Origin of the sequence: Paenibacillus rhizosphaerae (genome assembly GCF_014192015.1) — a bacterium.
Lineage (GTDB): Bacteria > Bacillota > Bacilli > Paenibacillales > Paenibacillaceae > Paenibacillus_AQ > Paenibacillus_AQ rhizosphaerae.
Window position 1 is genome coordinate 1,843,282 of the sequence record NZ_JACHXJ010000001.1, and the last position, 20,655, is coordinate 1,863,936.

A 20,655-nucleotide genomic window follows, 5' to 3' on the forward strand; every position below is an offset into this window, starting at 1 on the left:
GGGTGGATCCCTTATTAATTTCAAGGAGGCTTTATTTATGAATAAAAATCATCACCCCCTTCGTGTCGGAATCATCGGTGCCGGTTTGAACGGTGCGTGGGGAGGACGGGCACACATTCCGGCGCTGAAAGCGCTGCCCGAGTACGTTGTGACCGCCGTCGGGGCGTCGCGGCAGTCCAGCGCGGAAGCGAGCGCCGCTCATTTTGGCATCCGGCATGCCTTCTCCGATCCGTTTGAGCTTGCCCTGCATCCAGAGGTCGATTTGGTTACCGTATCCGTCCGGGTTCCGGAGCATGACCGGCTGATTCGTGCTGCACTTGAAGCCGGCAAGCATGTGTACAGCGAGTTCCCGCTCGGACGAACGACCGCGGAATCAGCAACATTGCTGAAGGCAGCCCGGGAACGGGGAGTTCGCCATTTCGCCGGGCTGCAGTCGCGCGCCAATCCCGTCATCGGCTACGTCCGGGAGCTGCTGGCAGAAGGTTACGTCGGGGACGTGCTTGCCGTTCACGTCAATTACGCCGTACCGACCTATCCTATCCGTTCCAAGCAGATCGACCAGGGGCATGTGTATTTACTGGACGATGCGAACGGAGCCAATCAGCTGACGATCGCCGGTGGACATCTTCTGGATGGGATCATGTATCTCTTTGGTCCGTTCTCCGAAATTTCGGCCATATTGAAGACGCAAGCGCAGCATGTCCCAGTGGAAGAGACGGGTGAAATCATCCGTGCGTCGGCACCGGATCATGTCGTGATCAGCGGGATCTTGCCGGGCCAGGCCGTATTCAGCTCTCAAATACGCAACGTACATGCGGGAAGCTTCGCGATTGAGATCAACGGCACGAAAGGGGATTTACACATCCGCTCACGTCAAAATTTTATGTACCAAATTGATGACCTGACCGTGCTGGGGACGCAGGGAAGCGGAGAGCTAAGGGAACTGACGGTGCCTGAGCATATCCTTCTGCCTCCAGCCGAGCTGATGGGAACATCCGCTTACAATGTGGCGGGGATTTACCAGCAGATCCACCGGGATTTGGCGAATGACACGCACGAAGCGCCGGATTTTCAAACCGCGCTTGCGGTTCACGAGCTGCTGGATCAGGTGCGGAAGGCAGGGGAGACAGGGGCAACTTTGCGGTTAGAACCCGGATATGCGGTTTGACCAAGGGTCCGTTTGTAGGGGAGATGGACGCAGGAGACATGAAATGATAAGTTGGTAGAAGAATATCATCATCAAGACTTTTCTACCTTACGGAGGTCAATGAGGTTATGGCAAAACCCGTCGTTTTCTTGTTTCCCGGTCAAGGCTCCCAATATTACCGGATGGGAATCGAACTCTACGAACGGCATCCCGGATACCGGGAATGGATGGACCGCATGGATCGGCGGCTGTACCCGTCGGCGGGCAGGTCTGTCGTTATGGAATTGTACGGCAGCGGCCGTAAAGCAGAGGAACCGCTGGATCATTTATCCTACAGCCATCCGGCCATCTTTATGGTCGAATATGCCCTGGCGCAGGTGATGATGGAAAACGGAATCTATCCGGATATCGTGCTTGGGACGAGCTTGGGCGAGTTTGCGTCCTGCGCCGTTGCCGGCGTAATCGACTGGGAAACGGCTTTGAAGCTTGCTGCCGCTCAGGCCGACGTGGTGCAGCATACTTGTGAGCCGGGTGGCATGATCGCCATCGCAAGTGATCCCGCGATGTTCGGGCAAACCGCCGAACTGTATACGCATACCGAGCTGGCGGCCGTGAATGATCATTCCCACTTTGTCGTTTCCGGCGCAGCCGAAGGTATCCTGCAGGCAGAGGCGTTTTTGAGGCAAAATCGAATCGCCCATCAGGTGCTGCCCGTGCGCTACGGATTTCACTCTGCATCGATCGACGCAGCGGAGGCGGCGTATAAACCCTACCTGAACGAAATCCATTTTAACCGGCCGCAGGTGAAGCTGGTGTCCGGCCTGTACGGAATGGGCATCACGTCGTTATCTTCAGACTATGCCTGGGATGCGGTCCGCCATCCAATCCGGTTTCTGGAGGCGATGCAGCGTCTGAACCCATCGGAGCATATTTGCGTTGATCTAGGGCCGTCCGGAACGCTGGCCAACTTCACCAAGCATCTGTGGAAACAGGTATCCGGCGCTGAAGTATACAGCGTGCTCAGTCCTTTTCAAAAGGATTGGGACCGGCTCCAAGCAACGATACGCCGAATACAGCAAGCATAGACGCAGTACGAGTTCATCCTATTCCTGTAAGCAGGGATGGGATTTTTTTATGGGAACAGTATGATTGGCGAAAGCACGAATGTCCTTGAGTGACATTCAAGAGGTTGAGAATTCATTTGTTAACATAATATTCATTATGTTAACCAAGACGTCGTTTTTCATTTTTTTAAACATTTATAATTGATGGGTTTTGATTGACTAGCGGGCGATTACTCTTATCATGATGTTGAACGTATTCAAAAATCTCGCCATCTGGATGTAGTACCGTAAGATTTGTGCCCGTTGGAACTCTAGTGAGATCCCGAAAGATTTTGCAACCTGAACTCTTTAGGTAGTCATAAAACTCATGAATGTTGTCCACCTTGAACGTGGCCTTGGTCTTACGGAATGGCTCCAATGACTGATTCGATCCAGCCAAAATCAAAATGTCGCCTCAGATGCTAATTCCAACCCCACTGCTTCAAATTTGAATCTAAAAGTTGAGACTTCCCTCAACAGGTCTCGTAGAAATTAAGGGACGTATCCATATCTTGACTTGGAGTCAGCTCCAGCGTTTACAATACAGGGGAAGGGCGGTGAATTTTTGTGTATACCATTCGGGAAGCTTCCACAATGACAGGATTTAGCCTCGACACACTGCGTTATTACGAAAAAATGGGGCTGATCCATCCGACGCTGCGGAAAAGCGGCGGCGTAAGGATGTACAGTGCTGATCATGTTCACCATATGATGTCGATCAAATGCTTAAAGCAAAGCGGCTTATCGCTGGAGGATATTAAGGAGTTCATTGCCGACGGGCAGTGTTTCAGAAATAAAGAAGCTTTGGACGATGAAGAGCTGAAGTTAATCCAAAGCCGGATGTCCATTTTATCGGCTCAATTGGACCGGTTGGAGGAGCAGCGGCAGGCGCTGGACAAGACGATCTCGGAAGCACGGACCAAATTGGACTATTACGAACAGCTTATGCATTCCTAACAAAGAAAAAAATGATTATTGTAACTCCAATTTCGTGGAGCCAGGACAGCCTCAAAGGGCGTCTTGGTAATCCGCACAGATCTTGGTTAACATAATATATATTTTGTTAACCGTCTTTTGTTAACCCCGTAAATAAACAATGTAATGCGAACCATGCTTGTTTTGTTTGTGTTTGTGTTTACATCCCTTGATGGTGGTCTTTTTTTGCTTGGTTTCGCGCCACTTTGATCCGGTTTCCGCAAATCTTCATGGAGCACCATTTCCGTCGTCCCGAACGGTCGACATAGAGCAGGACGCATTCGGGATTGGAACACCGATGAAGATACGCTAATTCACCGGCTCCCAGTAATTGGAGCGCATCCAGGGCGACCAGGGACAAGACGGCATCTACATCAGACCCCAGCGGAACGGGAACGAGTCTTCCGTCAATGAAGTGATAGGACAATGGAGCGTTGGCAATGCATTCTTCCATGAGGCGGATCCACGAGCGGGTGACCTCTTGGCCGTCAGCCAGCCGCTCGTACATGTCTCTGACGACACCCCGAAAATGTTTAACTTTATTCAGTGCTTCTTCCGTAATCACCGATGGTTCATGCTTAAGTGAAGGCAGACTTTCCTTCATATTTAATACATCAAGCCAAGCGGTTAAATCATCCGGACGAACCAGCAGATCATGGCGGATGCCTCGGCGGACTAACTGGGTATTGACCAAATCCAGTGAAGGATGACCGGAGACCAACGGAAACGAACCTGTGTTATTTAATGTCATGAAGTTTTCCTCCAACCGGCGAATTTTTAAACTAACCTAATAATAATGGATTGACAGGTTAATGAAAAGTACATATCATACTAACCATAACGACTGCATTTTTGCGGTTAGTTCCTATGATGAGGTGAAGTCCATGTCTAATGTCATTAAACCCCCTTTTACCCATGAATCGGCACTTGCCAAGGTAAAAGCTGCCGAGAACGCCTGGAATACAAGAAATCCGGATCTGGTGGCGAAGGCTTATTCTCACGACTCGGAGTGGAGAAATCGCACCGAATTTTTTAAGGGCAGAGAGGCGATCCGTGATTTTTTGAAACGAAAGTGGGAGAAGGAACTGGATTACAAGCTGATGAAGGAGCTGTGGTGTTACGAAGACAATCGCATTTCGGTGCGTTTCGAGTATGAATGGCGGGATGCTGACACGGGACAGTGTATGAGAACGCATGGAAATGAGCATTGGGAGTTTGATGAAGAAGGACTGATGCGAAGACGGGATATGAGCGCTAACGATTATCCGATCCAGGAATCAGACCGCAGGTACAGATGATTCTCATTACAAGCACGAAGGGCGCCAACCGAGTGGATGGACGCCCTTGCGTAAGTTCTTATGTCATTTATAAGTTAACGATTCAGCTTAGTAATATGAAGTGAAATCGAGTTTTCATGAGGACGTTCCAGTGCTTTTCTGTTCAGCATCAGGTCTTGCAGGTAGGAAGATATTTTGGAGTCGAGTTCTGCAATAATGAGCGATTTCATGGCTTCAATGTCCTCTTGTGCACAAAAGGTGTGGTTTGAAATCAGCCCGTTGGCATAGGTTTTGGTGTCGTCTTGAATAACACCGAGCTTTTCTTTATAAACTCGCTTGACGCTGGCATCTTCCGACTTGATTTCGTAATAACGCCCGGTTTCCTTCAGGAGTTTCCATTCCTTGACGCAAACGACAAGCTGATCCTTATGCACAATGCCTGACACCTTAAATAAACGGATCGAGTTGTTCATGTAGTTAATTACTTCCTTCTTCCTGAATTGTCTTGATTTTATGCAGCCACAGAAGGCCGCTATACATATTATCATTCCTTGATATTGGAAGCAAATGCTAATTGTTGGCTTGCCGTGTCGGAAGAGATTGAAAAAAAGCCGCGCGGCCTAAAACGGAGGCTCTTGCGGCTGGTTGATAGATAACTGATAATTATTTTAGGCGGATCAAGGAATTAATGATCCCTGATGTAACGTCGGCGAGCTTAATAGCTCCATCCATTTTTTGATGGCCGTGATTAAGATAATGACACCCAAGATAAGCATAATGATCGAGAGCACACCATTGAGAACGTTATATCCCGAAGCCTCCGGATTCAAGTACACGTGACGTACCATCCAATAACCGGCGTAGTTCACCGTGACATACAGGTACGCAAGCGGAATGATGCAGGTCAGTGCATAGATCGGCTTATCCGCAATTTTTAAAATAACGGTTGCTCCGATAATCAGGCCGATGGAAGCCATGAGCTGATTGGAGACGCCGAACAAAGCCCATACCGAGCTGATATCACCGGAAAAGAGCAAATATCCCCACATGAAGCAGGCGAGTGCACTCGCAAAAATATTGCCGGGCAGCCAATCGGTCCGCTTCAGCGGTTTATAGAGCTCGCCGAAAAAGTCCTGGATCAGATAACGGGAGACACGGGTCCCGGAATCGATCGCTGTCAGAATGAATACCGCCTCAAACATAATGACGAACTGGAAAAAGAACGGTGCCAGATGGCTGAACCACGGAATTTTTGTGAAAATATATGACATGCCGACGGCGAGCGTAACCGCTCCCCCAGTGCGGCCTTCTAGATCCATTCCGATTTCCTTGCTGAGCTGCGGCAAATTTTCCACATGCATCCCAAGCGTCTGGAACACGGCCGGGGCGGAATTGATGGCGAAATAGTCGGCGGGATGCAGCGCTGTGGCGGCGATCAGCGCCATGATCCCGACAACGCACTCGACGAGCATCGCACCGAAGCCAATGACTTTGATGTCAGTCCATTGATTGATCATTTTGGGCGTCGTTCCGGAGCCGACGAACGCATGAAAACCGGAAATGGCACCGCAGGCGATCGTAATCGAAATGAAAGGCCAGACAGGACCTGCGATGACCGGGCCCCCGCCACCGGCGAATTCGGTAAAAGCCGGAAAACGGATCACCGGGTTAATGATAAACACACCGGCAATAAGGGCGACGAACACGCCGATTTTCATGAAGCTGCTCAGATAGTCCCGGGGAGCGAGCAAAAGCCATACCGGCAGCGCCGCCGCAAAGAAAGCGTAAATCGGCAGAATCACGGCCAGCGTTTTGGCATCCAGCGTCAGCCATTGGGCGATGGCCGTTTCCTGAATATAAGGACCGGCAAATACGCCGATCATGAGCAGAATAAATCCTGCGGTGGTCGCGGTCTTCAGCTTGCCGGTTTTTTTGTAGTACAGGCCGACGCCCATGGCAATCGGAATCGTAATGCCGACGGCGAAGGTACCCCAAGGATTGTTTTCAAGCGCATGGAGCACGACCATGGACAAGCCCGCCATCGTTATAATGATGATAAACAGCATCGCCAGGCCGGTGCAAAAGCCGGCGACCGGTCCAAGCTCCTCCTTGGCGACTTCGGACAGCGACTTGCCCTGCTTGCGCATGGACGCGTACAGGACGACCGCGTCATGTACGGCGCCGCCGATGACAGCTCCGATCAGCAGCCACAATAAGCCGGGCAGATAGCCGAACTGGGCGGCCAGGATCGGCCCGACCAGCGGCCCCGCTGCGGCAATTGCCGCGAAGTGATGGCCGAAGGTAACCCATTTGTTCGTCGGTACGTAGTCCTTGCCGTCCTCGAGGGCATGGGCCGGCGTAGGGGTGCTATTGCTGAGCTTCAACACCTTGGCAGCCATGAACGTCCCATACAGGCGGTAGGCGATCATGAGAATACAGATGGATGCAATGACGATTGTAACCGCATTCATTTTTGGAGTTCCTCCTTTATTCACACCCCGCTTGTCACGGGTGAATAGATGTTATCCGTACTATACCTGATGAAAATCGATCCATGGTGTTTTCAGGCTGAAAAGCCGGAAGGAAAGGATGAACAGCAAAAAGAAAGCGGTGAATGGCAGGCAGATGCAGTCAGGGTGAACCATACCCATGGACCAGACATGGAAGGGACACCAGCCACCTGCCGCGCTAAAAGCATGACCTAAAAATGATGGTAAGTCGGCTGATCCTCAGCTACAATCCGAGCAGCTGCTTCAATTCCTTGGTGAAGGACCGGCTGACGGGGACCTTGGATTCGTCTTTCATGATGAGGATACAGGCGGAGTTGAACCACGGCTGAATTTCGGTGACCGCGTTCAAGTTCGCAAGGTACGACCGGTGCACCCGGACGACGGAAGTTCCAGCCAGCCGGCGTTCCAGATTGACCAGCGGCTCATTCAGCTTGTACCGGTCGCCTGTCGTGACCAATTCGCTCTTACCGTCCTCGGATCCCACATACACGATGTTATCGATATCAATGAGCAGAATCCGCTCCTCCGCGCTGACCGCCAGCTTGCCTGTACGGTCGGGTCCCAGCGGGGGAGAAGGGACTGCCCTTTTCTCACGAGCGGAGCGGAGCTTCATGACTTTGTCGACCGTTTTCCGCACCCGTTCTTCCTCGAATGGCTTCAGAATATAATCCAGGGCATTCACTTCGAATGCCTGCAGTGCATACTCATCGTAAGCCGTGGCAAAAACGATATCCGGGACTTGCTCCAGAACCGAGAGCTGCTTGGCCAGCTCCAGTCCGTTATCCTCCGCTAACTGGATGTCGAGAAACACGACGTCCGGTGCCGTCTCCGCAATCGATTGCAGTGCCGTCTCCAGCGAATCGGCCTCTCCGATAATATGAACCTGTCTGGTACGGCCAAGCAGATAAGCCAGTTCATCCCGGGCGAGCGGCTCATCGTCGACAATGAATCCTTTAAGCATGCATTTCCCTCCTATGTGCAAGATGTAATGGCAGCGTGATCACGACCCGGGTTCCAGGGGTGTCCGCATCGCTTTCGATTCGGAACGAGCCCTCGCTGCCGTAGATCTCCGCGATCCGCCTACGGATATTATGCAGCGCCGTGCCGGTTCCATCTTCGGAATGGACGGCCTGCTCACCAAGCCGGTTTAGCAGCTCCTGCGGTATGCCTTTGCCGTTATCTGCCGTAACAATCATGACTTCATGGCCCTTCTGGCCCGCGGCAATGCATACACTCCCTTTATGGTGGGCACCAAGGCCATGGAAGGCATGGCGCACGGCGTTTTCGACCAAGGGCTGCAGCGTGAACGGCGGAATCTCCAAATCGGCCAGTTCCGGTTCGATATCGAATGTCATCTCGAATTTGTCAGGGAAGCGCGCCTTTTCCAGCGTCAAGTAGGCTTCCACATGCCTCAGCTCCTGGCTGAGCGGAATCAGGATCTGCCGTGCGCCATGAAGGTTGCTGCGGAAAAAGATTCCGAGCTGAATGAGCAGCTCCCGCGCCTTGTCCGGATCGGTCCGGCACAGCGCCGAAATCGTATTGATCGCATTAAACAGAAAGTGGGGATGCACCTGCGCCTGGAGCGCTTTGACTTCGGCATCCTTCAGCAGTCTGCTCTGCATCTCCGCCTCAGCCAGCTCGAGCTGTGTGGAAAACAAGCGGCCAAGACCTTCCGCCATTTCCCGCTGTACACGGTCCAGCCGTTCCGGGTTCGTATAATAAAGCTTCAGCGTCCCGACGGTGCCGCTCCGCACCTGCAGCGGCAGTACAATCGCAGCCTGCAGGCTGCAGCCGTCATGGAAGCATTGAATGTCTTCTTTCGACGTCGCAACGGACATCCGTCCCTGCTCCAGTACGGACCGGGTAAGCTGAGTCGCCAGGCTGTGGAGCGGTACATGATGGTCCGAGCCCGCACCCACATGTGTAAGCACCTGTTCCCGATCCGTAATCGAGATTGCATCCGCATCGGTGGCTTCCAGAATGACGCTTGCCGCTTCCCGGCACGATTCCGGGTTCAGGCCTTGGCGAAAAAAGGGCAGGGTCCGGTCGGCGATATGAAGCACCTGGTTGGTCTGCAGGGCACGCGTCCGCTCCTCCTCCTGCAGGATAGACTGGATGATCAGCATAAACATCAGCGTGCCGAACCCGTTCATAACGATCATCGGCAGGCCGATGACCGAAACCAATTGGACTGCGGCGTCAAAAGGGCGGGCGATCAGCAAAATAATCCCCATCTGTACGCATTCCATCAGAATTCCGATGGCAACCGCGCGCCATGGTGCGCCGGGATCGGACCTGCGGAACCGCCTGCCGATCCAGCCGGTCACCACGCCTGCGAGGATGGTAGATATGGAGCAGGCGACAGCGGTATAACCGCCTAGCGTCAGCCGATGGAGGCCGGCAATCAGCCCGGCCCCGAGTCCGACCAGCGGTCCGCCAAGCAAGCCGCCGATGGCTACGCCCATAATCCGCGTATTGGCCAGTGCGCTGTCAACCTGCACGCCAGCCTGCCAGATTTCGGAGCCGATGGCACCTCCATGAATTTCTACACCGGTGTAGTTACTGATCATGCCGAACACGCCAAAAATGACGATCAGCAGCAGCTTCGCGGGAAGCCGATCCTCATGATGCAGCGTCTGGCGGAACGACGGCATTCTGGACAGCAAAAAGGCGACGATAATCAGGATGCCGACTCTTTCCAGCATAAGAGGCAATAAATAGAACATGTCAGCATCATCCTCCGCAATCGTTCGTTGTTCGTTGAGTTACCTGCGGAGCTAGTATAATCGGAAATTGCAGCGTTTTCAATCGGTGCTATTTCGACAGATTGCCTCAATCATTTAACTACATGAACGACATAGTGGGACATACCAGGATGTCGAACACAAGAACTTTTTGCGATTACCCAAGAAATAATTTGATGATCTGAGCGCGGATTTCACGGTGAGGGAACTTCTTCAGCACATTCAGCAACGCTTAGGTAAAGAAGGACCTGAAGCCGAGTCCGCATGTGGAGCAACGCCAGGGCAGCCGGACAAGGCGATGTCCTCCTAGATCTCGATAGTCAGATTTCAATGTAGTCGTTAAGTTATAGCTGCCGAAAATTTCACTACTGCGATCCACGACATTTATGATCCTGTGGTGTTCTGTTATTGGTTCCGATGCCTAAACAATGGGCCTGCGAATCAGACGGCGGCGATCAGCAGATCCATCATGCAGACGATCAGACAACCCGTCCTTGAACAAGCGGAGTTATTGTTCCAGCCGGCTGGAGTTGCAGAGAAAATGAAGCCCAATACGGTGCTCGAGAGCTCCAAGTGATCTGTGGGTTACAAGATAATGATCGTAACCATCACTCCGGAAGCACAATGGGCGAGGAACACAATGATGTTATCGACCAAAGCAGCCGTCCTTCGGCCCGGCTCGGCCCAGTCACCGAAGATCATCAGCAGAAACCCGGCAGTATAGACCCACCAGGATTGGCGAAGGACCGTTTCCAGGGAAATGAACAGGATGATTACCATGATACCCTGCAGCGTGATGGCCGCGATCAGCCATCTATTCTTGTCGGCCCGATCCATCAATATGCGCCTATGAACATGGCGGTCAGCAGAATGGGGAGAGCATCAATTCCGCGCATGATAGACATGAAGAGCAAAGATTATGTAAGATTATACATAGGAGGGTAGCGCCAGTTCATATATTTTCGGTAAAGCCGTGATGGCGCCGGCAACATGGTAGCTATGTTCCGCAAGACAGCAGGCGCTCGAACCTCGCCAGGCACCTGCCGAATACATGTTTCAATACCTCCTCTTTACGTTTCATACAAGTCAAATTATAATTTTGAAAAAGGCGAAGGGAAAGGCGAAATCATCATGCTGATTTTTCACCTTTTTGGCGAAGGAGGGGAATTCATATGGACGTTGTCCATTACTACAATAAACTGAATCAACACTTTGCTTCCGAGCCCCGAGGCTCTTCGATCCAGGTGACGATGCAGGAGCTGGAGGACATATGGGAATGCACCCGGCGAAATGCACAGCTGCTCGTTCAAAAAATGAGGGAGCTGGGGCTAATTGATTGGCAGAGCGGATTGGGGCGGGGCAATATGTCGCGGCTCGTCATGGTTGCGGATGCACAGGAGCTTGTGCTGGAAAAAGCGAAAGAACTGGCTTTGAAAGGACATGTCGGCGAAGCGTTCGGGCTGCTGCATGCACATACGGATCCCTTGACCGAGTCCCAATTTTCGGATTGGCTGGCCGGGCAGTTTGGTGCGCAGAAGGCTTCCGACCACAAGGACGTTCTCCGATTCCCGTTTTACCGGCCGGTGCCCGATCTAGAGCCGCTGTTCGTCATTCGCCGCACGGAGACCCACCTGATTCGACAGATTTTGAACACGCTGGTGGAGTTCGACACGGCCGGTCATGTAATTAAGCCGGGGCTCGCCCATTACTGGGAATCGGATCGCGGGTATACCGAGTGGACCTTTTATTTGCGTAAAGGAGTACTGTTTCATCACGGGAAGATAATGACGGCTGAAGACGTCCAATTTACGTTTGAGCGTTTTGGGCAGCTGAATCCGCCGGATTGGTTCACAGCGAATGTAGAAAGGGTAGAGATCCTCAGCGATATCAGCGTGCGTTTTCACCTCAGTGAACCTAACGCCCTTTTCCTGCATTTACTGGCCTCAGAACGCTTCTCTATCGTACCTAAGGATCTGGACCGCCTTGCGGCGACCCGGGATATTCGGCGGATGCCGGTAGGTACGGGCCCATTTATCATCAAGGAGAACAACGATAATGGCATCATCCTCGAAGCGAACGAGCGGTATTTCCATGGCCGGCCGATGATGGACCGCATCGAGATCTGGGTGTGGCCGAACTATTTGGAGCATCTGAAGCCCGACAGACTTCAGGACCGTGACGCGCAGGTACTCTATTTTGAACCGACGGATAAGAAGAAAACGGGCCCTTTGCTAACCCGTCTTGAAGAGGGCAGTACCTATCTGACTTTCAATCTGTCGAGAGCCGGAATTCTTCATGACGTTAAGCTTCGGAAGGCTATCCATGCAGCTCTCAACCGCGAACGGATGGTCAAGGAACTCGGAGGAAGGAGAGAACAGCCATCCTCGGGCTTTAATCCGTATGACCATGACGAGGCGTACGGGCGAGGCGGGGAATTGATGCTCGCGAGAGCCTGCCTGGCCGAATCCGCCTACCGCGGAGAAACGCTGACCCTGTACACTTACGAAATGACCAGCAACGAGGTGGATGCCGAATGGATCCGCCGGGCCTGCGAAGACATCGGGGTGACTGTGGAAGTCCATGTGATGCCGATCCGTGAGCTTACGAATCCATGCGTCATAAAACAGGCCGATATGATTTATGCCGGAGAGGTGCTCGGTAACGAACCGTCCGTGTCTTTGATCGAAATGTACCGTTCGCATTACGGATATGTCCGCAACCACTTGGACGAAGCCGTGAGGGACGGGGTGGACCGGGCGCTGTCCGAAGTTCTGGCGGAACCGGATTACACGGTTAGAAGGATTTTGCTGAGACGGATTGAAGACCAGTTAAAGAGAGACCATCACCTGTTATTTATGTACCACAGCATCCACATCGTCGGACATGATCAATCCCTTGGAGGCATTACTCTGGATGCCTGGGGTAAAATCAATTACAAGGATGTGTGGGTCAAGCGCTGAGGTTGCAGGAGCATGCAAGGCGGGACGGGCGTCAATGCATGAAGAGGCCCCTTTTTAATAATGGCAGGGGCCATTCGTCCCCATACTTCGGTCTGACATACAGCCTGTAGGGTATGTGTTATCGTAAGGCTACCGTCTCTACAATTACAGATGAAAAGGACAGGGATCACTGATGGATATCGGATTTATGGACTGCATCGTGTATTTTCATACGAATCCGAGCGACAAGGATCATAAGGAGGGATTATTTCTATCCCACACCCACCCATCCGCCGAGATTACCCTCCTGGTGAGGGGAGAGGGTTATTATGCCGCAGGAGAACAGAATGTTGAAGCACTTCCTGGGGATCTACTGCTGATTCCGGCTGACCTGAAGCACAGCTACGTCTGCGTCAAAGCCTGGGAAGGATACTCGCTGCACATCTACGACCAGAATCTTCCCCCTTACTGCCAGTATTTAATATCGCATGCGTTTTCGCAGCGTCCGGGGCCGATCCTGAAGGCATCTTTGACCCCTGGCGCCGTGGAGCGCGTGTTAGCCGCCATGCGCCAGATCGAGGAAGAATGCAGGCGGGAAGTGAAGACCGAATATTCCTATGATCTGCTGCGCAACGCTCTGGAAACTCTGCTGCTGGCTTATCATACGGGAGCCTGCGATCAAGCGGCTGAAGTTCCCTCAGAGCATCCTGAAGAGCAAATGATTCAGGACGCGCTGAAGGAAATTCACCAAAATTACCATACATCGCTGAAGGTGTCGGATTTGGCAGCAAACCATTATCTGTCGGAAAGCATATTTCGCAAAAAGTTTACCGACCGCATCGGCATGTCACCCAAACAGTACATTATTTCCCTGCGGATTGACGAAGCCAAGCGGCTGCTGCACACCTCTCGCAAGCCCGTTGAATTTATCGCTTCCGAAGTCGGCTTCAGCTCGTCCAGCCGTTTTCACGACTTGTTCGTCAAGCATGTGGGGATGACGCCGATGGAATGGAGGCGGAGCGGGGAAAGTTAATGCCATAAACAAGCATGGAAGGTCCTTGTTCAAAGGGCCTTTTGTGTTTAAGAGGAGGTTCTGGCTGCTTTCAAGCCATTTGGTAGAGAATGAATATAAATATTTTCGACCGTCGAAAACGAAACGATTCTATACATTTTCAGGAGACGATGTAAGCGTTTTTATGAACTTGATTTTAGAATCGTTCGCTATAATAGGGAATACTCCGGGAGCCAATCTTCCGGAGAAGATAACCTAGACGGGGGGAACTGCATGAACCTCTTGAGCGGACGCAAAAGAATATCAGGCCTTTGTTTAAGCATTGTGCTCGGAGCCAGTATGATCGTCTCAGGCTGCGGCACCTCAGCTCCCGGCCTGGTGGACCGGCTCAGCGCCGGCGAAGTGAAAGATATGCAGCAGCCGGTTCCGGATGCGCAGATCAAGTACAACAAGGACAAGATTTGGCACGTCTTGGGTGGATGGCCCAAGCCCCCGCTGTACCAAGGCAACCCGTTCGGCTCCGGAGGAACCGGGGATACGAACAACCGCTACATGTTTGAGGGTCTTTTCTTCTTTATCCGGTCAATGAACAATGTGTACAACCGGTTGGCGGAATCCTCCGAGGATACCGAGCAAACGACGACCGTACATCTGCAACAGAACGTAAAGTGGCATGACGGAGCCCCTTTTACCAGCAAGGATGTATGGGCGTACTACCGGCTGAACAACGGGGCCGAAGTGACGAAGTACCTGACTTCGATCGAAACCCCCGATGACTACACCATTGTTTTTCACTGGATGAACCCTGCGCCGTATACCGAACTTAGAAAGCTGCTCCTCGCCCAGGATCTCCAGGGCCAAATCCCTTACCACATCTACAAGAAATACGTGGATAAGGCCGATGCTTTGCTGAAAGAAGCGAAACCGCTTACAGACAAATCCAAGGACGGACCGTTTAACTTGGATATCACGGATGAGCTCAGCAAAAAAATCGCCCTGAACTGGAATGAATTCACCCGTGCGGGCCCGAAAATTCCGGTCGGCACCGGACCGTATAAGTTTGAAAAAGTGACGACGACCGATATGCTGCTGGATAAATTCGAAGATTACTGGAGACCCGACGCGGTCCATTTTGACAAGATCTGGATCAAAAACGTGCCGGAACTCTCGGCGCAATACGCTCTCGTCAAGGCCGGCAAGCTCGACTGGTACGACGGCACCCCGCCGAAGGACATCCTGGAATCGCTGCTGAAGCAGAACAAAGATCTGCTTCACTACCGGATGTATGATCCGGCGAGCGTGGGGCTGATGTACAACATCCGTAACAAGCCGTTTGACAACCTCAAATTCCGGCAGGCGCTGACCTATGTGCTGGATAAGAAAAAGCTGCGTGAAATCGGCAACTTTTATGGCCAGGAGTACCCGAAAATTTCGATGACGGGCATCATGCCTTCGTCGCTTGAAAAAGAAGTCGATAAATCCGTGCTTGATCAGATGACCGATTATACAACGAACCTGGATAAGGCGGCCGAACTGCTAAAAGAAATCGGCTGGACCAAAGGATCCGACGGCTTATGGCGCGATCCTGACGGCAAGGTGCCTTCCTTCATCATCGGAGCGCCGAACAACTGGGCACCAGGCGTGAACTCGGCGCAGATCGCCGCGGAGCAGTTCACCAAATTCGGCATTCCGACCAAGCTGAAGGCCGTGGACAGCACCATTTACTTCTCCAACGCCGACAAGGGACAATACGATATGTCCATGGACTGGGTTGACGTATCCTGGGGCTTCCAGAATCCGTGGAGCTCGATGCGGGTGCTGTTCTGGCAGGGAACGAAAACGAAGGTCGGCTTCCCGAACATCAAGAAGAAGGACGCGGACGGCAACGAAGTCGATACCGGTAAGCTCGATCTGAAGCTGAAGGGCATCGACGGCAAAATGTACGATATCGATAAGGAAATGAAACGGTATCCGTATGTTCAGGACGAACAGGAACGCCGTCAAATCGTTGATAACCTCGCCTGGATCGCCAACGAAAACTGCTGGGGTGTGAATTTCTTCCAGAACGCCACGGGCGCCTGGATAAATACCAAGATGATGTCCGGGAACTTCCCGATGATGGATCAAATCGTTCAATACAACCGGGATATGCCGCTTGCTACCGATCCGGATGAGCAGATGGCCATCACCCACCTGAACAACGGCTTCAACTCAACGTATATGCCGGAAGAGTATTGGCCGCGATAAGGCCGCAACGAGCCGGATAAACACTTGGAGGTGACAGGAATGAGCCTGAAAGGGGTTTTAAAAAGAATCGGCGTTTCCCTGATCACGGTCTTCCTCGCGATGCTGCTTACGTTTTTCCTGCTGCGGATGACGCCCGGCAGTGCAATCGATACGTGGGCAAGGGATTTTGCCACCCAGCGGGGGATGAGTCTGGAGGAAGCATACCGCCAGATCACGGCCATGATCAATTACAATCCGAAGGAGCCGATCTTCACGCAGTTGGGACGGTATCTGGGGGGGCTGCTGCACGGCAATCTGGGCATGTCCATGATCTATCAGAACGTTTCGGTGAATGAAATCATCGCCAACGCGCTGCCTTGGACACTGTTTGTGCTCAGCGTGTCGCTCGTCATCAGCTTCCTGATCGGCATTAACCTGGGCGCCATGATGGCGTTCAAGCGCAAGACGGTACTAGATCCGATCATCTCGATCTATGCGATCCTGACCTCTTCGGTGCCCAACTTTATCGTCGGCATCCTGCTGCTGGTTATTTTCGCCTTTCAATTCGGCTGGTTCCCGGTCAACGGGGCCTATGACCCCATCGTGGAACCCGGCTTCAACCTTCCATTTATTCTAAACGTGCTGTATCACGGCGCGCTGCCGATTCTGACCTATGTCATTACGACGATCGGGACATGGGCGCTGACGATGAAGGGGAGCGCGGTCAACGTGCTGGGCGAGGATTATATCGTCGCCGCCAGCATCCGCGGAGTCTCCGAACGGACGCTGATGAGCCGCTACGTCAAGCGCAACGCCATGCTGCCGCTGATTACGACGCTGGCCGTCAATTTCGGCTTCATGCTCGGCGGATCGCCCCTGATCGAAAATGTGTTCAGTTATCCCGGCATGGGTTACTACATCGGGCAAGCAACGCAGCAGCGCGACTATACTTTGATGCAGGGCTTGCTGCTCGTGACCAGCTTAGCGGTCATTCTGGCCAATCTGGCCTCGGACCTTATTTATGCCAAGCTGGATCCCCGAGTCAAGCTGGAGGAGGGCTGACGGATGAGTCAAGGATTTATCGATTTCTGGCAGACGATGTACCGCAACAAGAAAGCGTTCTCAGGCATGATTATCCTGGCGATCTTCATCTTTATGGCCATCTTTGGACCCATGATGGCGTCGCTGGACATGACCGTCAACTTCGATGGCCGATATAAGAGCCCGTCGTTCGCTCACTGGCTGGGCACCGACTACGGCGGACGGGATACGTTCCTGCAGCTGGTGTACGGCTCTCGGGACGTACTGTCGATCGGGCTGTTCGCCGCCCTGTTTACGCTGGTACTGGGATTCGTGATCGGAGCGGTAGCGGGCTTTGCCGGAGGCAAAACCGATACGGTGCTGATGTTCATCACCAACCTGTTTCTGACCGTTCCGAGCTTTCCCGTGCTGATGATCGTAGCTGCGCTTGTGCAGATCAAAAATCCGATCATGTTCTCCTTTATTCTGGCGGCATGGTCCTGGGCGCCGCTTGCCAGGGCGATCCGGTCGCAGCTGCTGTCGCTGAAAAACCGTGATTTTATTGTCGCCTGCCGGATTATGGGGCTTAAAACGCCTTATATCTTGTTCCGGGAAATTCTTCCGAACCTGACACCGTATCTGGCGATCAACTTTATCATGGCGGCCCAGGGGGCCATCGTTGCCAGCGTCGGTCTGATGATGCTCGGTCTTGCTCCATATTCCCCGACCAACTGGGGGATGATGATCCAGCTGGCCGTACAGAACACCGGCGGCATCTTCAACCCCAAAGGCTATATCTACCTGATCTCGCCGATCATGTGCCTGGGGCTGTTCCAAATGGCCTGCATCTTTTTCAGCAACGGGCTGGAAGAGGCGCTGAATCCGAGACTGAGATCGTAAGGGCCGGCGATGAAGGAGGAGAAAATGATGGAACCATTGGTGGAAGTGAGGGGGCTGACGATCGAATTCCCGATGCGCGCAGGACTGCTGCGGGCCGTCGATGAAGCGGATTTTGTCATCCCCAAGGGACAGATTACCGCCCTGGTCGGGGAGAGCGGAAGCGGCAAATCCACGATGGCATCCGCCATCATGCGGGCGATTTCGGTTCCCGGACGCGTGTCGGGCGGATCGATTACGTTTGACGGCCGCGATGTGATGAGCCTAAGCAAAAAAGAACTGCAGGCGTATAAATGGGAGCAAGTGTCGATGGTGTTTCAGGCAGCGCAAAATGCGCTCAATCCGGTCGTCCGGATCAAGGAACAGATCATCGAGACGTTTCGTGCCCATTCCAAATCGTATACGGAGAAGCAGATGGTGGATAAGGCGCGGAATCTGTTCGACTATGTCCGGCTCGATCCGGACCGGGTGCTGAATTCGTTCCCCCACGAGCTCTCGGGCGGGATGAAGCAGCGGGTCATGATCGCCTTCAGCCTGCTGCTCGATCCGCAGCTTGTCATCCTTGATGAGCCGACGACGGCGCTGGACGTCATTACGCAGGCCTATATCTTCGATATTTTGAAAAAGATCCACAAAGACATGAATATTACCATGCTGCTCCTGACTCACGATATCGGCGTCGTCGCCAAAGCCGCCGACCGGGTCGGCGTGATGTATGCTGGCAACGTCGTCGAAGCCGGCGACGTCTACGATATGTTCAAGCGGCCGAAGCACCCTTATACCGCGAAGCTTATGAAAGCTGTTCCAAGCTTGTATGAAGACGTGTCGGAACGGAAGGGGATCCCCGGATCACCGCCGGATCTGCTCAACATGCCGCCGGGATGTCCGTTTCACCCGCGCTGCGAATATGCGCATGCGAAATGCAAGGAACAGAACCCGGTCAAGGTATATACGCCCGCCGGGCATGAAGTCGCTTGTCATTTATACCCGAATCCCGAGTCGGTTGCGGAGGTGCGTACGTCATGAATGCCAGAAATATCGAATTTGAGGCGGAGCCCAGACAGAGGCTGCGGGAAGCGGCCAGAACGGAGAATTCCGAGGTGCTGATGCGGCTCGATAACGTGAGCATGTACTTTGAACGGAGCCAGGGCATGTTTGGTCCTCCCCAGAAGGTGGGCGCCGTCGTCGATGTCAGCCTGGATATTCATCCCGGCGAAATCATCGCGCTGGTTGGCGAGAGCGGATGCGGAAAAACGACGCTCGGCAGCATCATCACGGGCCTGCAGAAGCCGACTTCAGGCAAGGTGCTGTACAAGGGGCAGGAGGTAACGAAGCTGAGCGGCGAGAAAGCGAACCAATTCCGCGGCGACGTGCAGCTGGTGCAGCAGGATTCCTACGCTGCGCTGAACCCGATGCGGACCATTTACCAGTCGCTGTCCGCCCCCATCCTGCAGCGTAAAATCGTCCGCGGCCGCAAGGCGGCCCGGGCGCGCGTCGTCGAGCTGCTGCAGACCGTCGGCCTGACGCCGCCGGAACGCTTCCTCGATAAATATCCGCATCAGCTGTCAGGCGGCCAGCGCCAGCGGATTCTGATGGCCCGCGCTATTTCGCTGAATCCGAAGATCATCGTGGCCGACGAGCCCGTATCCATGATCGACGTGTCGCTGCGGATCTCGATCTTGAACCTGATGGCGGAGCTGAACCGCAAGATGGATATCGCCATCATCTATATTACCCATGATCTGGCAACGGCCCGCTACATCGCAGGGAGGGGCCGCATGGCCGTCATGTACCTCGGACGGGTGATGGAGCTTGGCGGCGTCAACGATGTCCTCAGCCAGCCGAAGCATCCTTATCTGCAGGCGCTGCTGTCCGCCGTCCCGACGCCCGATCCTGAAATTGCCAAGGCGATGTCGGATCTGCCGCTGCGCAGCTTGGAGATGCCGAACGCAGCCAAACCGCCGTCCGGCTGCCGCTTCCATCCGCGGTGCCCGATGGCCACGGATCGCTGCTCCTCGGAAGAGCCTCAGCTCCGCTCGGTAGGCTCGGAGCAGACGGCTTGTCATTATGCGGAGGAGGCGCATGAGCTGTGGCAGCGCAAAATGGCTGATATCGGCGCCATAAAAAGCGTGTGATGGGCGACTTCGGAGCACTGTCCAGAATCGTACTTTCGATGTCGCTAGTCCTGCTGCTGCTCTGTTTCGTATCCCTGACGGCGGTACAGCCCGGCACCGGGCCGTATGTGGTGGTTGTTCTGTCGGTTTGGATCAATATCATTCTCTCCGGATGCATCATTCTCGCTTCCGTTTGGCGGAAAATGCGGGACGCCAAGCGCCGAAGATTGGAGGAGGCGCAGGAACCGGAAGGGAAATGAAACCCGGTTGAACAGGTAGAAAATCCCGATGATTAACGGGATGAAATAATGGTCGAATCACTGTGGAAAAGCACGATTCCTGTAATGGGAAACGTGCTTTTCGGTTTCATGGGCACGAAGTTAACGGAAATATAGGAAAATACACCTTATAATTAATGTCATTAACTATAAATATCATTAATGAATATTCCTTCCCATTCCCATCAAGTCCCGGAAGAGTCTTGCCCCGTGTCTATAGGCTGATATCAAGTTGAATCAAATTTGAAAGCTACTTCAAGATACCTTCAGCAGTTTCTGCGTGCAGCTTAATGAATTTTATATTTCACTTCGGGTTAAACCCGTAACCCTTGACTGTAAATTTACGTTGTATATAACACGTATATCCAAAACGTCTACGGGAAGGAGCGGGAACTTGGAAAAGGAACACAAAC

Annotated in this window: 18 protein-coding genes; 12 read left to right on the forward strand and 6 right to left on the reverse strand. The window is 53.0% G+C overall.

The genetic code is table 11. The features are described from left to right. The first annotated feature begins 37 nt into the window (after window positions 1-37). The 3 genes from FHS19_RS07985 to FHS19_RS07995 all read left to right on the forward strand — a co-directional run bounded on the left by FHS19_RS07985 (window position 38) and on the right by FHS19_RS07995 (window position 3,207). Window positions 38-1,168, forward strand: a complete 1,131-nt coding sequence (locus tag FHS19_RS07985; RefSeq protein WP_183581070.1) for a Gfo/Idh/MocA family protein — start codon at window positions 38-40, stop codon at window positions 1,166-1,168. Between the two features lie 107 nt (window positions 1,169-1,275). Next, window positions 1,276-2,232: an acyltransferase domain-containing protein gene (locus tag FHS19_RS07990; protein ID WP_183581072.1), complete on the forward strand. Its 957-nt coding sequence runs from the start codon at window positions 1,276-1,278 to the stop codon at window positions 2,230-2,232. A 585-nt stretch (window positions 2,233-2,817) separates the two neighbouring features. Continuing rightward, on the forward strand, window positions 2,818-3,207 hold the full coding sequence (locus FHS19_RS07995) for a MerR family transcriptional regulator (RefSeq protein ID WP_312887160.1): 390 nt from the start codon (window positions 2,818-2,820) through the stop codon (window positions 3,205-3,207). Between the two features lie 178 nt (window positions 3,208-3,385). Here the strand turns inward: FHS19_RS07995 and FHS19_RS08000 are convergent, their stop codons facing one another. Beyond that, the gene (locus tag FHS19_RS08000) at window positions 3,386-3,976 is read right to left on the reverse strand and encodes a CGNR zinc finger domain-containing protein (RefSeq protein WP_183581077.1); all 591 of its coding nucleotides are present in this window, start codon (window positions 3,974-3,976) and stop codon (window positions 3,386-3,388) included. Window positions 3,977-4,109: 133 nt separating this feature from the next. Between FHS19_RS08000 and FHS19_RS08005 the strand changes: the two genes are divergently transcribed. Further along, the gene (locus FHS19_RS08005) at window positions 4,110-4,523 is read left to right on the forward strand and encodes a nuclear transport factor 2 family protein (protein WP_183581081.1); all 414 of its coding nucleotides are present in this window, start codon (window positions 4,110-4,112) and stop codon (window positions 4,521-4,523) included. A gap of 74 nt (window positions 4,524-4,597) precedes the next feature. Here FHS19_RS08005 and FHS19_RS08010 read toward each other — a convergent pair whose 3' ends face one another. The 5 genes from FHS19_RS08010 to FHS19_RS08030 all read right to left on the reverse strand — a co-directional run bounded on the left by FHS19_RS08010 (window position 4,598) and on the right by FHS19_RS08030 (window position 10,593). Then, the gene (locus tag FHS19_RS08010) at window positions 4,598-4,975 is read right to left on the reverse strand and encodes a hypothetical protein (protein ID WP_183581084.1); all 378 of its coding nucleotides are present in this window, start codon (window positions 4,973-4,975) and stop codon (window positions 4,598-4,600) included. Window positions 4,976-5,179: 204 nt separating this feature from the next. Then, window positions 5,180-6,973: a carbon starvation protein CstA gene (cstA, locus tag FHS19_RS08015; protein ID WP_183581087.1), complete on the reverse strand. Its 1,794-nt coding sequence runs from the start codon at window positions 6,971-6,973 to the stop codon at window positions 5,180-5,182. Between the two features lie 262 nt (window positions 6,974-7,235). Continuing rightward, a complete protein-coding gene (locus FHS19_RS08020) occupies window positions 7,236-7,973 on the reverse strand; it encodes a LytR/AlgR family response regulator transcription factor (RefSeq protein WP_183581090.1) in 738 nt (245 codons plus the stop codon). Next, window positions 7,966-9,738: a sensor histidine kinase gene (locus FHS19_RS08025; RefSeq protein WP_183581093.1), complete on the reverse strand. Its 1,773-nt coding sequence runs from the start codon at window positions 9,736-9,738 to the stop codon at window positions 7,966-7,968. Before FHS19_RS08025 ends, FHS19_RS08020 begins: the two co-directional genes overlap by 8 nt. Before the next feature lie 603 nt (window positions 9,739-10,341). Continuing rightward, the gene (locus FHS19_RS08030) at window positions 10,342-10,593 is read right to left on the reverse strand and encodes a hypothetical protein (RefSeq protein ID WP_183581095.1); all 252 of its coding nucleotides are present in this window, start codon (window positions 10,591-10,593) and stop codon (window positions 10,342-10,344) included. A 335-nt stretch (window positions 10,594-10,928) separates the two neighbouring features. On the opposite strand from FHS19_RS08030, the gene FHS19_RS08035 reads away from it, so the two are divergent. From FHS19_RS08035 to FHS19_RS08070, 8 genes are all read left to right on the forward strand, one after another. After that, a complete protein-coding gene (locus FHS19_RS08035; protein ID WP_183581096.1) occupies window positions 10,929-12,716 on the forward strand; it encodes an SgrR family transcriptional regulator in 1,788 nt (595 codons plus the stop codon). 172 nt (window positions 12,717-12,888) lie between these two features. Next, the gene (locus FHS19_RS08040) at window positions 12,889-13,728 is read left to right on the forward strand and encodes an AraC family transcriptional regulator (RefSeq protein WP_183581098.1); all 840 of its coding nucleotides are present in this window, start codon (window positions 12,889-12,891) and stop codon (window positions 13,726-13,728) included. 252 nt (window positions 13,729-13,980) lie between these two features. Further along, window positions 13,981-15,954, forward strand: a complete 1,974-nt coding sequence (locus FHS19_RS08045; protein WP_183581100.1) for an ABC transporter substrate-binding protein — start codon at window positions 13,981-13,983, stop codon at window positions 15,952-15,954. A 39-nt stretch (window positions 15,955-15,993) separates the two neighbouring features. After that, window positions 15,994-16,995, forward strand: a complete 1,002-nt coding sequence (locus tag FHS19_RS08050) for an ABC transporter permease (protein WP_183581102.1) — start codon at window positions 15,994-15,996, stop codon at window positions 16,993-16,995. Between the two features lie 3 nt (window positions 16,996-16,998). After that, entirely contained in the window at window positions 16,999-17,853 is an 855-nt protein-coding gene (locus FHS19_RS08055; RefSeq protein ID WP_145019248.1) for an ABC transporter permease, read from the forward strand. Window positions 17,854-17,877: 24 nt separating this feature from the next. Next, complete coding sequence (locus FHS19_RS08060; RefSeq protein ID WP_145019244.1) at window positions 17,878-18,876, forward strand: ABC transporter ATP-binding protein; 999 nt, start codon at window positions 17,878-17,880, stop codon at window positions 18,874-18,876. Continuing rightward, window positions 18,873-19,985, forward strand: coding sequence for an oligopeptide/dipeptide ABC transporter ATP-binding protein (locus FHS19_RS08065; RefSeq protein WP_204797503.1), 1,113 nt, complete (start codon window positions 18,873-18,875; stop codon window positions 19,983-19,985). Before FHS19_RS08060 ends, FHS19_RS08065 begins: the two co-directional genes overlap by 4 nt. Continuing rightward, complete coding sequence (locus FHS19_RS08070; protein ID WP_183581105.1) at window positions 19,985-20,224, forward strand: hypothetical protein; 240 nt, start codon at window positions 19,985-19,987, stop codon at window positions 20,222-20,224. The genes FHS19_RS08065 and FHS19_RS08070 overlap by 1 nt, the downstream gene beginning before the upstream one ends. Window positions 20,225-20,655 lie beyond the last annotated feature (431 nt).